This window comes from Oleiphilus sp. HI0128 (assembly GCF_001635365.1).
Map to the genome: position 1 here is coordinate 1 of NZ_LWGG01001415.1, position 14,813 is coordinate 14,813.

A 14,813-nucleotide genomic window follows, 5' to 3' on the forward strand; every position below is an offset into this window, starting at 1 on the left:
GAGCAAAAACGTTACAGGCGTGTCGGACCTAACACCGATAAAACTGCATTTAGAGATGATTAAAGAGGTCCTCCCTGCCAGTAAGCAACTCGGTATTATCTACAACCCAGGAGAAGCTAATTCTGTTTCACTTCTCAAGCTAATCAAGCAACATGCTGAAGAGCTGAACCTTCAAGTAATTGAAGCAGTCTCCCCCAAGTCCTCGGATGTGCAAACTGCAGCTCGCTCATTACTCGGCAAGGTTGATGCAATTTACCTCCCTACAGACAACACAGTCATCTCTGCTATAGAAGGTATCATCAAAATTTCTGAGCAAGCAGACATTCCTGTTTTTGCCGGCGACACCGATAGTGTCGCTCGTGGCGCCATCGCGGCCTTAGGGTTTAACTACTATGAAGTGGGCCGACAGACAGGCAAGATCGTTGTGCAGATTCTTCAAGGCCAATCACCTGCTGATATTCCGGTTCAAGGTGTCATGAATACAGAGTTGTTTGTTAATCCTGGCGCAGCAAAGCGTATGGGCATAACACTTTCGCCAGAGTTTATCTCTAAGGCTAAATCACTTGTTGAATAGTTTTGCCTTATTCGGCGCCTTAGAAACCGGCTTCATTTTTGCTCTGGTCGCATTTGGAGTCTTTCTTTCTTTTCGAGTCCTGGGTTTTCCTGACCTTACTGTTGACGGGTCTTTTCCCTTAGGGGCCGCTGTCGCCGCGGCACTGATTGTTGCTGGCGTAAACCCTCTTATCTCGACGCTCTGCGCTTGCTTAGCCGGCGCCCTTGCAGGCTCAGTGACAGCGATATTAAATGTGAAACTAAAAATTTTGCATTTACTTGCATCAATCCTGACTATGATCGCGCTTTATTCCATTAATCTGCGAATAATGGATGGCCCGAACATCGCGTTGCTCGGCGTTGATACCTTGTTAAGCCCGCTAGATAAGCTAAGTATTGCTACTTATGAGATTCCTTATTACGTCGCCTACCCAATTTGCTTCGGTATCATTAGTCTTATTACTTTCACCCTGCTTTTTATGTTCCTGCGTAGTGAAATTGGTTTAGCAATGCGCGCCACAGGCTCTAACCCCAGAATGGCTCAGGCCAATGGCGTCAATACTTCGTTAATGGTTATTCTTGGGATGTCACTATCTAATGCCCTTGTCGCCCTGGCAGGCGCTTTATTTGCTCAAAGTCAGGGTAGCGCTGATGTAACTATGGGGGTCGGCATCATTATTATCGGCCTTGCTTCTGTGATAGGCGGCGAAGCCTTGATTAGCCCGAAGAACCTGTTTCGCTGGATCCTTGCCTGCCTGATTGGCTCACTACTCTATCGCCTGGTTATTGCCGTGGCACTTAACGGTGAATTATTAGGCCTTAAAGCTCAAGATCTCAATTTGATCACGGCTATTTTGGTAACGCTCGCAATTGTTGCCCCAAATATCAAAAGCGCCATTAAAGCACGCACGAGGTTCGGCCAATGATCTCAATGAGCAAGGTAGATGTTAGTTTTAATCTCGGCAGCCCCTTAGAAAACCATGTATTAAAGGGAATCGACCTGACTATTCCTAAGCATCAATTCATTACAGTTATTGGCAGCAACGGTGCAGGTAAATCAACCTTACTGAACGCCCTGTCTGGTGAAGTCGCTGTTCAAACAGGACAAATTCACTTAGATGATCAAGACATCACTAAGCTTCCTGTACATAAAAGAGCCCGATGGATAGCGCGAGTCTTCCAAGACCCCTTAACTGGCACCTGTGAAGACCTGACGATTGAGGAAAACCTTGCACTTGCGCACGCACGCACCTCACGAAGAGGGCTAAAACGAGCCGCTCGAAGAGAGTTCAAACAAAGCTTTATTAATAAGTTGAAGAGCCTGGAGCTTGGCCTGGAATATCGTTTAGAAGATAAAATTGGACTGTTGTCAGGCGGTCAACGACAAGCGGTCAGCCTCCTAATGGCAGCACTTCAACCTTCAAAATTACTACTGCTTGACGAGCATACTGCTGCCCTGGACCCGAAAACAGCCAAATTTATCCTTAACTTAAGCGAAGAGATTATTCGTAGCGAAAAACTAACTGCCTTAATGGTTACACACAGCATGAATCAGGCCTTAAGCGTTGGCGATAGAACCTTGATGCTTCATCAGGGCCAGGTTGTTCTGGATGTCAGTGGCAAGCAGCGCGAAGGTATGAACAGCCAAGACTTACTGGATCAATTCCATAAGAATCATGACGCCTTGGATGACGATAAATTAGTACTTTCCTAAACTGGCACTGACTCTTACAAAGACATTTAGTGCCGAAAGTGACTCACAACACCCGTCGCCTGATCGAGTGTTAAGCCATATTCAGACACTAAATACGCCACTTCTCGCTGCTCAGACTGACTCATACTCAAATGCAAAGAAGGCTCTTCCTCTTTATTCTTTCCAGCGACTACCTCTAATTGGCCGCGACGAATACGCAGTTTTCTTCGTCGCTCATGCTCCTGCTCTCGAACAAGCTGGACAAATGAGGATGCGAAAATACCAGCGGGCATCGCTGCGATCCCGACACCACAAACCATGACCAGCGCACCAAAAAGCTGTCCTCCGACAGTAATAGGCGTCACATCTCCATAGCCAACGGTTGTCAAGGTCACAACGGCCCACCATAAACAAGCGGGGATACTGCCAAAGGCTTCAGGCTGTTCAACTTTTTCAAAGATATAAATACCTGTCGCGGCAATAAACATCAAGATCATCATCACCAAACCTGCTGCCAGCAAGGTGTTCTTATTCTCACGAAAGACACGAGCAATCATCAACAGTGATGCAGAATAACGCGTTAACTTAAGCACCCTTACCATCGATATCAGCTTAAGAATACGCAGGTCACCAAACGCATCACCCGGCAGTAGCAACAAAAGGAATAAAGGTAAGAAAGAGAAAAGGTCGATTAGGCCCATGGGCGAACGAATATATAGCCAACGCTTTCGCCCGCTAGTCATATGAGTCGCATGAGGTGTTTCTGCCGCTACCCAATAACGCAACAGATACTCAAATGCAAAAACGACCACAAAGCAGATATTAGCAATGAGTACCCAGTCGCCCATTTGCTCCCTGAAGCCTGGCAGAGAACCAAGTACGACTTCAAGAATATTAAGAATAATAACTAATGAGAGAAAGACCGTCACTATCAAGGAAGGAAAGAAATCGGCCGAAGGCTCGTTGAGGCAGCGATACCAAAAAGCGCGGGCAGTAGTACTCATGTCGTTAACACTTCTTTTATTGTAATAGCGACAATATAGCTCGACTCAAGCCTTCATCCAAGCTCAAATCAAAGCATTTACATCAACTGTTCTGGCTAAACAGGTAAATGAGCAGCAAGAAAGTAACAAACCAGAAACCTGACAGAAGCTTCCAGAACATTAAAGTATTGGCACTCTTCTGCACCACCGGGTCCGCTTTCAGAAACTCAGGGTTTGGCTGCAGCAGGTCCTTCATAAAGTCATCGATCGTTCTATACCGTTCTTCAAGATCAAAAGACGTCCCTCTCTTCAAAGCACCGTCAAACCATTCTGGTATCACCGGGTTATTTGAACTGGCTTCAGTGTACCGTAACTGATCATAATCAAAGGCACTTCTGCACTGCTCTATTTTATCTCCATAAGGCAAGGTGCCTGTAAACATTTCATAGGTAATGGTTGCTAGCGAGTAGACGTCCCCCTGGATCCCGGGGTTATGTCCGCGTAGATAAAGCGGGTCTGAGTAGCCAGCTGTACCCAAAACGCCATCAGGAATAATCGGGCTCACGCACTCAGACAAACCGGCAACAAATACTGACCCGAAGTCCAACACCAAGGCCTTGCCCTCTTCAGTCACCATAATATTTCCGGGCTTCAAGTCTTGATGTACCGCCTCGTTTTGATGAAACGCTTTTAAGCCCTCTGCAACTTGTTTAACGATATTGATAGCAAGCTTTGGACTCGGTGGCTGGTTCTTTCTCAGCCATTTATCTAAGCCCTCTCCCTCGACATACTCCATGAGGTAATATAGAAAACTGCGCTTGCGGTCTTGTCGAATAATCTTGACCACATTAGGGTGCTGTATGCGAATACCTATCCATTCTTCCTGGATAAACCGGTCAATATAAGCGGTATCTTCCTCAAAGTTTGGTGAGGGCGTCTTCATCGCCAACAGCTCGCCTGACACTTCATCTTTTACTAGATACAACTGGCTTCGACTCGAAGCAAATAACTCTTTTTGGACGACAAAACCATCCAGTTTCATACCCTTTTCTAAAGCTGGCGGGAAAGGTAGGCGTGTCAGTTTCGCACTATAATCATCAAGGTTTTCGAAAGGCAGCTGTTCAACAATACCCACAACGGCACTGATATTGTCATCGGTTTCGCCTTCTCGTGCCAAATCTAGAAATTTGTCCGCGATAAACTCAGCCGGCTGGTCCATCGCCAGCGTTTCGATTATTCTCGCTTCCTCGATAAAGTCATGTACACCATCACTACACAGCAATAAGCGATCACCGGCTTCAAGAGGAATTCGCCCATAATCGAGGTGCAAGCGATTATCCATACCGATGGCGCGAGTAAGAAAAGTTTTACCGCCGCCTAAAGAAGCGACATGATCAGTAGTACATTGGGCGAATTCGCCTTCTCTCAGCAAAAATATTCGACTATCGCCAACATGAAAAAAGTGCGCGGTACGACCTTTGATGACGATGGAGCTGAATGTAGATAAGTAACCTTTAGTATCAGACGAGAACTCGTGACTCTTACGAAAAAGCTTGAGGTTAATCGTTGATAGAATCTGCTCTCCGCACTTACTGACTGACCAGGTGTCAGGCGTCTGGAAATATTCCTCAATAAAACGTTCAACAGCCGTATGGCTTGCTTCGCGCCCCGCTTCAGCTGATGAAACACCGTCGGCAACGACGAGTGCACAACCTTTATTGTTAAGCAGATAGCTATCTTCTGGAACCTTGACGCCAGCCGAGTCTTCATTGATCGGTTTTATACCGGCGTCTGTTGAAAATGCAGCATCAATCTTAAGAATCTGGGCCATCGAGAAATCCTGAGTTTAGTGCTATAGCGTTACCTTAACGCAAAAATGCCCGCCGATGAAATAAGCCACCAGCAGGCACTCTAGACTAGCAAGTTTCTAACTAGCCAACATCAATCATATGAACTGTGCCATCTGGCAGTACTTCAGAGATCTGTCCTTTTGGCTCATCCATCATTGCAGCAATGAAGAATACAATCAGTGCAGAACAACCGATCACCAAGAAGAAAGTACTGTAATCTACAAAGCTCAAAACAGTTAGGTAAGTTACTGCACCGACGTTACCATACGCTCCGGCCATACCTGCAATCTGACCTGTCATACGACGTTTGATCAGTGGAACTACCGCAAATACCGCACCTTCACCAGCCTGAACAAAGAACGAACAGCACATGGTTGCAATCACAGCAGCGGGGATCCACCAAGATGAATCAACCTGGCTCAATACAAAGTAGCCACATGCCAAACCACCAATCAAGAACATTAGAGCTTTACGACGACCAATGTGATCAGAGAACCAACCGCCAGTTGGGCGTGCAACCAAGTTCATGAAGGCAAAGCCTGAAGCCAATAGGCCCGCTTTGACAGGATCAAGACTTTCAAAAGTTTCCAAGAAGAATAGAGGCAACATTGATACAACCGCTAGTTCTGAACCGAAGGTAACGAAGTAAGACCAGTCTAGAATCGCAACTTGCTTAAAGTGGTACTTATCAAGCTCTTGGACACCGTTTGTCAGATTTTCTTTATTTACATTCCAGATAGAGTAAGTTTGGAAAACATATAGAGCGACCAAACCCGCCCAAATAACGTAAACAGCAGTCTGACTTAAGAGAGCAACACCCGTTGGAGATAGTTTCCAAGCCAACACAGCTAAGGCTGCATACATTGGAATATTCATGAACAAGTATAGGTAAAAGTCACCCCAGCTTGTTACTTCCAAACCACCTGCTTTCTTAGGCTTAAAGTAGGTTGAACCTTTTGGCGTATCACGTACTACCTGATAGTAAATAAGGCCATAGATACTAGCAACAATACCTGTTGTACCTAATGCATATCTCCAGCCATCTTCTCCACCGTACATCATTGCCAGCGTAGGCAATAGCATAGCCGATGCAGCTGAGCCAAAGTTACCCCAACCACCGTAGATACCTTCTGCGATACCGACAGACTTATGAGGAAACCATTCGCCAACCATGCGGATACCGATTACAAACCCGGCACCAACAAAGCCCATTAAAAAGCGCATCATTGCGAGCTGCTCATAAGATTGAGCCAGTGCGAATGCTATACACACGACGCCTGTCAGTACAAGTAAAGTACTATAAACCTTTCTGGGCCCTAGTTTATCCACCAAAATACCGATGACGATACGTGCTGGAATTGTTAGCGCAACGTTCAGAATCATCAGGGCTTTGACCTGCTGACTCGACATATCAAACGCTTCTTTCATAAACACCAAAAGCGGAGCATGGTTAAACCAAACCATGAAGGTTAAGAAAAAAGCAAACCACGTAAAGTGGAGTGTTTTAATCTTGGGGTCGCCAAAAGCGAACAGGTTTATTTTATGATCAGTGGACATAAAGCCTCCTATACAAAAAAGGGGTATGACGCTATTCTGCTTCGTGTGTAGGGTTTCCTACTTGATATGAGTCAAGTAAGGCAGGGCCTGAGAATGCCCCGGCACAGCGCATATACCTACTTTATTTTTTACTCCCTTGCCACAAAGCCAGCAGGCATCACAAAGCCTACTCACTTATAGGTAGGCGACTCATACCCCCTAACTCAAAAGGGTTAGAACAAACATGCACAAGGTTTTTTTGATTTAATAGGTATCAATCACTTTAATAGATAAACGAGCTCCTCTGTACCAACAATACCTTTGAGGATAAACCGAGTTAAACAGCCTTCGATCAGAGCGTCATAATGAATTTTGAGATCCCTGGCGCAGCCAGAGCCTTAACCATTGCCACCATAGCATTTGCTGCTAATTTTTCGGTATGGACACTCTATGCCGTTTTGGGGCTTGAACTTCAAAACAGCTTAAGCCTAAGCGCAACACAGTTAGGATTATTCTTTTCGGCCCCGGTTCTAACCGGTGCACTAGGGCGTATTCCTGCTGGCTGGCTTAGCGAGCGCTACAACCCCAAGAGCCTATTCACCCTACAAATGCTTCTTAGCACACCGCCACTATTCATCCTGCCTCACATCGAGACTCTGGAAGGCTACCTATTACTTGGCTTGTGGATCGGTATTAGTGGCACATCTTTTACCATCGGCATTCGTTATATCACCGACTGGTTTGAAAGTAACCGACAAGGCACTGCCATGGGTATATTTGGTGCAGGTAACACCGGCTCAGCCATTACCCTTGCACTTGCCCCAATTATTGTTGCGAACTGGGGTTGGGACAGCATTGGTCCTATCTATGGGGTTGGTTTACTCATTATGGCTTTTCTGTTCTGGCTAATAGCACCTACCCGCCCCTATACCCCGACAAAACTTCAAGCCGAACTTAGCACCCTACAAGCACTTAAATCCATCCAGATTTGGCGCTTCGGTCTATATTACTACTTTGTCTTCGGTAGCTTTTTAGCGCTAATCCTCTGGCTCCCACAGTATTATGCTTCCGCTTATAAACTCAGCTATAGCCAAGCGATGGCCTTTACGCTTTTCTTTGTTGCCACCTCTGGCATGGTTCGAGCATTAGGAGGCTGGTTTGCAGACCGCTATGGTGGTCGCACCGTTAACTGGGCAGTATTCTGGATATGCTTAGTTTGCTTGTTCTTCTTGTGCTATCCGCCGACCACGATGACCATACATGGCGTGCATCAAGATGTAGAACTGGCTATCGAAATTAACGTCTGGTTCTTCAGTACATTGATATTTATTATCGGTATAGCCCAGGGCTTTGGGCGAGCAAGTGTGTATAAGACAATTCATGAATACTACCCTCAGCAAATGGGGCTTGTTGGTGGCTTAGTGGCTGCAATTGGCGCCTTAGGCGGCTGCACACTCCCTATCGCTTTTGGCCTAGCCGTTGACTGGATCGGCATCCATAGCGCATGCTTCATGGTTTTATATGGTGTGCTCGCTTGCTGTATGACTGTCATGTTCCTTGCTATCAAGACTGATCGCTTTAACCAGCGCGTGCAACATGCCACCAGTCATAACTTCCTAGATGATGATTAAGCATCATCTTTAAACTTTATTACTACATTGCTTATACAAGAGAGATATCCCTATGGGTCACAACGTCAGCCAAGAAACCATCCCTTTAAACATTGCCGTATTAACGGTTTCAGACACTCGCACTGAAGACAATGACACATCAGGCCAACTTCTGGTAGAAAAGTTAAACTCGGCTGGGCACAAGCTCGCAGACAAAAAGATTGTCATTGACGACATATATAAAATTCGCGCTGCGCTCTCGAAATGGATTGCGAGTGATGACACCCAAGTTATTATCATTACCGGTGGTACAGGCTTTACTAGCCGAGATAGCACCCCTGAAGCCGTTACCCCTTTGCTTGATAAGGTCGTCGATGGTTTCGGCGAGCTTTTCCGACAAATATCTCTTGAGCAAATTGGCACCTCAACCGTCCAGTCTAGAGCACTAGCGGGCATGGCAAACAAGACCTTACTATTCTGCCTACCAGGTAGCACCAATGCCTGCCGCACTGCCTGGGATAATATAATCGACTCACAAATTGACAGCCGTCAAGGCCCTTGCAACTTTGTACCCCAGCTAAAAGGCATTGATTTCGCTGCATGTCTTGATCGAGAAAAAAGAGATAACTCTTAGATTTTCAAATACTTAAACTAAAACTTCGAGTTCATCTTAAAACACTATACCTCCAGACTTACCCATCAGGAGGTATAGCCCCTTACTCCCTTTATCCGATTGCCCCCCCAAAACCAAAAGCGTTAAATAGGTCACATCCCTTGCAAATTTAAGACACAAGAGCAAGGAGTCTTTTAGAACTTATATCAATTAGGATATCGCTTATGAAGAACGCTTTAAGTCTATCAATCTCGATGATCGCTCTCGGACTCTCTGCAGCAGCTCCAACGTTTGCAGCAGAAGAGGCAGACTCAATTACTGCCGCGATTGCGGGCGGCGATGCATCCCTTGCGCTACGTTATCGTTTTGAATATGTAGATGATTTCACCAACCGTGAAGCTTTAGCATCCACAGTGAAAACACGTTTAACCTACAAGACGCTTTCATACAATGGCGTATCCACTACGCTAGAAATGGATAACAACAGTGTTGTCGGTGAAGACAACTACAGCGACAGTGGAGCTGATCCAGATGAAGAAGCAGTAGTGCTCGATGCTACGTATACTGAAATTAACCAGGCATATATCGATTTTGCTGCGCCAGCTGATACGCTCGTTCGCTACGGTCGCCAGCGCATCAACCTAGATGGCCAGCGTATGCTAGGCGGCGTGGGCTGGAGACAAAACGAACAAACTTATGATGCTTTTACCCTAGTTAACACAGCACTACCAGACACAACATTGATATTCTCTAATGTTTATAACGTAAACACCTTTACCGGAGGCGATATCGACGGCAACGACCATCAAGTTTACTACGTAAACAACAAGAGTATTGACGGCTTGGGCTTAAGCGCTTACTTCTTGGACCTGAAAGATATTCATGACACTTTCGGTATCCGAGCAAACGGTAAAGTGAAAGCAAGTGACGACCTTACTGTCCTTTATACCGCTGAATTTGCCCAACAAACTACTGACGATGATAATGAGCATGAAACGAATTATCTTAACCTTGAAGCAGGTGTAAATGTTTCAGGCTTTACCGCTAAGCTGGGTTACGAAACTCTTGGCTCAGATGACGGTAATGCCATGTTTAAGACACCTCTTGCAACCAAGCATAAGTTCAACGGTTGGGCTGACAAGTTTGCTGCTGAAAAAGGGACTGACGGCTTAGTAGACACCTCGCTTAGCATTTCAACCAAAAACTACGGTCCTAAGATCGCGGTAATCTACCACCAGTTTGACGCCGATGAAGGTAGTGGAGATTTAGGTAGTGAAATTGACATTCTAGTTGCCAAGAAGTTTTCTGATAACTACACAGGGCTAATCAAGCTTGCCGATTACAGTAAAGGAGACTCGGGCGAGGATACTACGAAAATTTGGGTGCAGCTCGCAGCTAAATTCTAGTCTCTTAGGTTAATTTTTACTGCTAGCGGAGGTTTCTTCCACCTCCGCTTTTTTTATGCCCGATAGCCACAAAATATCCCCGTGAATTCCAGCTTTTTTTTGATCAGTGCTAAACTAAACGAATCAATAAAAACAAAGCACTTACGAGAGCCTCAGATACCGGATAGAACTAAGTCTTATCTTTTTAAATCTGGCCCTAAATACGCTACGTAAGTGAGTTTGGGAGACACTGCCAATGCTTAGCGAGAACACCCAACAAACCGTCATTGCAGCAAAGGTTGCCGCTGAGCTCTATCATGCTCAGGAGATTACTCGAAGCTTATCTATTTCTTCCAAAAATTTGCGCGTACTCGCTAAACGTATTGGCGAAAGCGCAGCCGGTCTAGCTGTTTTGGCAACCTTTTATGATGAGTGTTCACGTGAATCCATATCCTTGGCCGACCTGGTGAGTACCATGACTGTTGAAACCGCCAATAAAGCCGTTCGCGAGTGGCGTACCAGTTTATTTGAAGAGAAGCTTGAAAAAGCCTATAGAGTGATGGAACCGGACAAAGTACCTCAGATCGTCCAACAACACATCCAGGGGCGCCCTCAACGCGAGCAGCAAAGCCGTGAACGCATTGCACGCTTTAACCGCGAACTAAATGACCTTCTGACGGAAATGCAAAAGAATATTCGTAGCATCGCCGTTATTGCTGTTAATTCCAAAATCGAAGCGCCTCGAACTGGCGAACATAGCCCTGTTTTACTCGATATGGCGCATAACGTTGAAGAGATGATCAAGCGCATCCTTTACCATATCGATAAAGCGTTAAAGTTTTTATCTACTAACAATAAACTAATCTAGGCACGCACATGAAATCTCAAGCAATATATCAAGAAAAGCATCAATGGATCTATTTCGGAAGAGACCCTGACAAGCCTGAAAAAATTATTGATTCGAATCAGTTTATGATCGTGAATAATCAACAAGCTGTTTTACTCGATCCTGGCGGTGTTGAGCTTTTTGCTCCTATGTTAAGCTCTGTCGTCAAATACATTCCTTTAGAGCAAATCACTCACTTGTTTGCTTCTCACCAGGACCCAGACATCATTTCGTCTTTGGGTCTTTGGGATCAGGTTATCCCAGATGCGAAACTTCATGGCCCTTGGCTTTGGGAAGGCTTCATACGACATTTCGGCATGAACAATATTTCTTACGAGGCGATACAGGATGAAGGCCGAACATTGGATCTGGCGGGCCTGTCTTTACAACTGATTCCCGCACACTACCTTCACTCTTCGGGCAACTACCATGTATATGACCCTGTCGCGAAGATCCTGTTCACTGGCGATGTTGGTGCGGCTCTTGAGCCTATCGACAGCCCAATGTTCGTCGATGATTTTGATGCACATATCCCGAAAATGAAAATGTTCCATCAACGCTGGATGCCTTCCAATGCAGCCAAAAATGACTGGATCAACCGCGTCAGAAAATTAGAGATCGACATGCTTCTTCCCCAGCACGGCCGAATATTCAAAGGTGAAAATGTTGGGAAATTCCTGGACTGGTTCGAGCAATTACAGGTAGGATCCGCCATTTCGCAGAAAGAATAGCCTTAATTTCGAATCGGAACACATGAAAAAACCTGAATTATTATCTCCCGCAGGCTCGCTCCAGAATATGGAGTACGCCTTCGCCTATGGCGCAGATGCAGTTTATGCTGGCCAACCACGGTACAGTTTGCGCGTCAGAGAAAACGAGTTTAACCATATTGAAAATCTTGCCAAGGGCGTTGCTCGCGCACACGAGCTTGGCAAACAGTTCTATATCGCATCGAACATTAGCCCGCACAATGACAAGGTAAAAAGTTACCTTCGCGACATGGAGCAAGTCATTGCTATGAAGCCAGATGCGCTGATTATGTCTGACCCCGGCATTATCATGATGGTGCGAGAAAAATGGCCTGATGTGCCTGTTCACCTTTCAGTTCAAGCAAACGCGGTAAATTGGGCAACAGTGAAATTCTGGCAACAACAGGGCCTGACACGCGTCATTCTTTCGCGGGAACTATCCTTGGATGAAATTGCGGAAATTAAACAACGCGTTCCTGAAATGGAAATTGAAGTTTTCGTTCACGGTGCTTTGTGTATTGCCTACTCTGGCCGTTGTTTATTGTCCGGTTATATGACCCATAGAGACTCAAACCAGGGCGCTTGCACAAATTCCTGTCGCTGGAAGTACCAGACTCACGAAGCAGAACAGACTGATGGCGGAGAAATTGTTCCAAGCCAAGCAGTTGAAACCTACGACCCTAATGTTCAAACACTTTCACTTTCGGAAAGTTCTGACGTCCTAGAAAAAGTTTCCCCTTTATACCTACTACAGGAAAAAGGCAGACCTGGTGAGTACATGCCTGCTTATGAAGATGAGCACGGCACCTACATCATGAACTCCAAAGACCTACGAGCTGTTCAGCATGTTAAGCGCCTGATGGATATAGGTGTTGAGTCCCTGAAGATTGAAGGCCGTACCAAATCGTACTATTACGCTGCAAGAACTGCTCAAGTATACCGACAAGCGATCAATGATGCCGCCGCCGGCCATGAGTTCAACATGGCCTTGATGGACGACCTCGAAGGCATGGCTAATAGAGGTTTCACAGAGGGTTTTTACCGCCGCCATGTACCTGATGAATACCAAAACTATGAGACAGGCAATTCAACCTCAACTCAGCAACTATTCGTCGCAGACGTTCTGGAAGGTGACCTTGGCACAAATCGCATCAAACTTGAGGCGAAAAACAAGCTTTCTACTGGAGATCAGCTCACGCTGCTAACACCGGTAGGTAATATTTCCTTCACCGCAGCACAGCTATTCAACAGCAAGAACGGCCGAGAAATTGAGTCAGCTCTTGGCTCGGGTTATAAAGTTGAACTCGAGGTTCCGGAGCTTTCCAAGCTTAAGCTTACTCACGAAGCGCTTGAAAAAGGCTTAATTGTTAGAAATATCTAATCAAGGACAAATCTTCCTGTAAGCAGAGCCCGCTCCTCAAGGGCGGGCCTCCTGCAAAAGTGCTGATAGCATCCTAAGGCAGGCTCGGCCTTTGGCCGCGCACTATAAAAAGGCTCTGAGTCTTGTACCTTAATAGATCATTTGCTACTTTTTAGGTATTGATTCTTCCTTGCCCCCCCTCTAGCCTTAAAGATTGATTACTTAGTAGGCAGAGCTTTCCATAGCTCGCTAGCGGGCTAGTACATGCCTTCAGCTAAGCACGGTATGAAACCCGCTACCTACACAAAATAACCATAGTCATAGTGATACAATCCTCACTAGCTGGCATAGGAATCGTCAATGCAACCTAAACACGAGCTCAGCTCTCAACACCCAGCATTATTCAACCTTGGCTTTCGTGCATTTTTCGCCGGTGCTAGCCTCCTTTCTTTAGTCAGCATCGCCGTATGGTTACTCTTTCTAAACCAAGCCTGGTCTTTTAATTCAAATAGCATCAGCCCTTTTCAATGGCACGCTCATGAAATGATCTATGGCTACGCCGTGGCAGTAATCGCCGGCTTTTTGTTAACCGCAGTAAAAAACTGGACCGGCCTACAGACTCCTCACGGCAAACCGCTCATGATCCTCTTTTCTTTGTGGGCCCTGGCACGCCTAATGTGGCTGATTAACGTACTATCACTCGCTGCATTCTTCGACCTCATCTTTATCGTTTGTCTCGGCTACGCTATTGCCAAGCCGATCATCCAAGTCAAACAATGGCGTCAAATGGCGATTCTTTCGAAGCTAGTGCTGATTGCAGTCGGGAATGCCTTTTTCTATGCTCAAGCACTTGGTTTTAGTGATTCAGGTGCACATACATCCCTCTACGCAGGCCTCTATATCGTTGTCGGTCTGATCCTGACCATCGGGCGTCGGATTATTCCTCTTTTTATTGAACGAGGGGTAGGCTACGAAGTGACCTTGTTTAACTCTAGAATTCTCGATATCTCAAGTATGCTGGTCTTTTTAGTGTTTTTTATCGCAACCCTCTTTACCAACTATATCACCCTCGCGCAGACTGCTGCGGCACTCATGGTCATTATCACGACCATACGTATGATCGGCTGGTATACATCAGGTATATGGAAATCCCCTTTGCTATGGAGTTTCTTCGTAACCCTGGGTTCAATTACCATCGGCTTTTTAATTTTTGTATTTGAAACCAGACTTTCACTGTCGCCTTATTTGTCCATACATGCTTTTGCTGTCGGCGCTATTGGCGTTATGACCATGGGCATGATGGCACGCGTATCAACGGGCCATACAGGGCGAAACCTTAAGCATCTACCAAAGACTTTAGGGCCCGCCCTGCTTATTCTTTCTCTGGCTGCCATCATTAGGTTTTTTCTACCAGCCATTGCTCCGGGTAGTCACTTGCTTTGGGTCAATATTTCCGGTGGTCTGTGGATCATAGCATTTTCATTATTCTGCCTAGCCTTTATTCCCGTATGGACAAGCCCCCGTGTAGATGGGAAATACGGATAAAAAAATGCGCCGGTCACATTTCAATTAACCCGAAAGGTCGCACAATTGAGC

The 14,813-nt window shown here is 45.8% G+C and carries 13 protein-coding genes; 10 read left to right on the top strand and 3 right to left on the bottom strand.

All coding sequences use genetic code 11. The annotated features are described in order from the left end of the window. The 3 genes from A3763_RS23210 to A3763_RS23220 all read left to right on the top strand — a co-directional run. Positions 1–574: ABC transporter substrate-binding protein (locus tag A3763_RS23210; protein ID WP_197483071.1), on the top strand; the 574-nt coding region annotated here is incomplete at its 5' end. Further along, positions 564–1,478 carry an ABC transporter permease gene (locus tag A3763_RS23215; protein ID WP_068633688.1) on the top strand — a complete coding sequence of 305 codons (915 nt, stop codon included), beginning with the start codon at positions 564–566 and terminating at the stop codon, positions 1,476–1,478. The genes A3763_RS23210 and A3763_RS23215, both read left to right, overlap by 11 nt. Then, positions 1,475–2,266, top strand: coding sequence for an ABC transporter ATP-binding protein (locus A3763_RS23220; RefSeq protein WP_068633686.1), 792 nt, complete (start codon positions 1,475–1,477; stop codon positions 2,264–2,266). Before A3763_RS23215 ends, A3763_RS23220 begins: the two co-directional genes overlap by 4 nt. A 26-nt stretch (positions 2,267–2,292) precedes the next feature. On the opposite strand, the gene A3763_RS23225 is transcribed toward A3763_RS23220, so the two are convergent. From A3763_RS23225 to A3763_RS23235, 3 genes are all read right to left on the bottom strand, one after another. After that, a complete protein-coding gene (locus A3763_RS23225) occupies positions 2,293–3,249 on the bottom strand; it encodes an ion transporter (RefSeq protein ID WP_068633684.1) in 957 nt (318 codons plus the stop codon). 82 nt (positions 3,250–3,331) lie between these two features. Next, the gene (locus A3763_RS23230) at positions 3,332–5,059 is read right to left on the bottom strand and encodes a bifunctional protein-serine/threonine kinase/phosphatase (protein WP_068633683.1); all 1,728 of its coding nucleotides are present in this window, start codon (positions 5,057–5,059) and stop codon (positions 3,332–3,334) included. Positions 5,060–5,159: 100 nt separating this feature from the next. Then, positions 5,160–6,635, bottom strand: a complete 1,476-nt coding sequence (locus tag A3763_RS23235; RefSeq protein ID WP_068568131.1) for a NarK family nitrate/nitrite MFS transporter — start codon at positions 6,633–6,635, stop codon at positions 5,160–5,162. 344 nt (positions 6,636–6,979) lie between these two features. On the opposite strand from A3763_RS23235, the gene A3763_RS23240 reads away from it, so the two are divergent. The 7 genes from A3763_RS23240 (at position 6,980) to A3763_RS23270 (ending at position 14,762) form a co-directional block, all read left to right on the top strand. Beyond that, complete coding sequence (locus A3763_RS23240) at positions 6,980–8,245, top strand: nitrate/nitrite transporter (RefSeq protein WP_068516785.1); 1,266 nt, start codon at positions 6,980–6,982, stop codon at positions 8,243–8,245. A gap of 52 nt (positions 8,246–8,297) precedes the next feature. Continuing rightward, positions 8,298–8,858, top strand: coding sequence for a molybdenum cofactor biosynthesis protein B (gene moaB, locus A3763_RS23245; protein WP_068567508.1), 561 nt, complete (start codon positions 8,298–8,300; stop codon positions 8,856–8,858). A 203-nt stretch (positions 8,859–9,061) separates the two neighbouring features. Beyond that, positions 9,062–10,243 (top strand): alginate export family protein, encoded by a 1,182-nt coding sequence (locus A3763_RS23250; RefSeq protein WP_068633681.1) that lies wholly within the window; start codon positions 9,062–9,064, stop codon positions 10,241–10,243. Positions 10,244–10,478: 235 nt separating this feature from the next. After that, a complete protein-coding gene (locus A3763_RS23255) occupies positions 10,479–11,090 on the top strand; it encodes a hypothetical protein (RefSeq protein WP_068516779.1) in 612 nt (203 codons plus the stop codon). Between the two features lie 8 nt (positions 11,091–11,098). Beyond that, positions 11,099–11,839, top strand: coding sequence for an MBL fold metallo-hydrolase (locus A3763_RS23260; protein ID WP_068516776.1), 741 nt, complete (start codon positions 11,099–11,101; stop codon positions 11,837–11,839). Between the two features lie 22 nt (positions 11,840–11,861). Continuing rightward, entirely contained in the window at positions 11,862–13,238 is a 1,377-nt protein-coding gene (gene yegQ / locus A3763_RS23265) for a tRNA 5-hydroxyuridine modification protein YegQ (RefSeq protein ID WP_068568159.1), read from the top strand. A gap of 339 nt (positions 13,239–13,577) precedes the next feature. Next, positions 13,578–14,762, top strand: a complete 1,185-nt coding sequence (locus A3763_RS23270) for an NnrS family protein (protein WP_068516770.1) — start codon at positions 13,578–13,580, stop codon at positions 14,760–14,762. Positions 14,763–14,813: the final 51 nt, after the last annotated feature.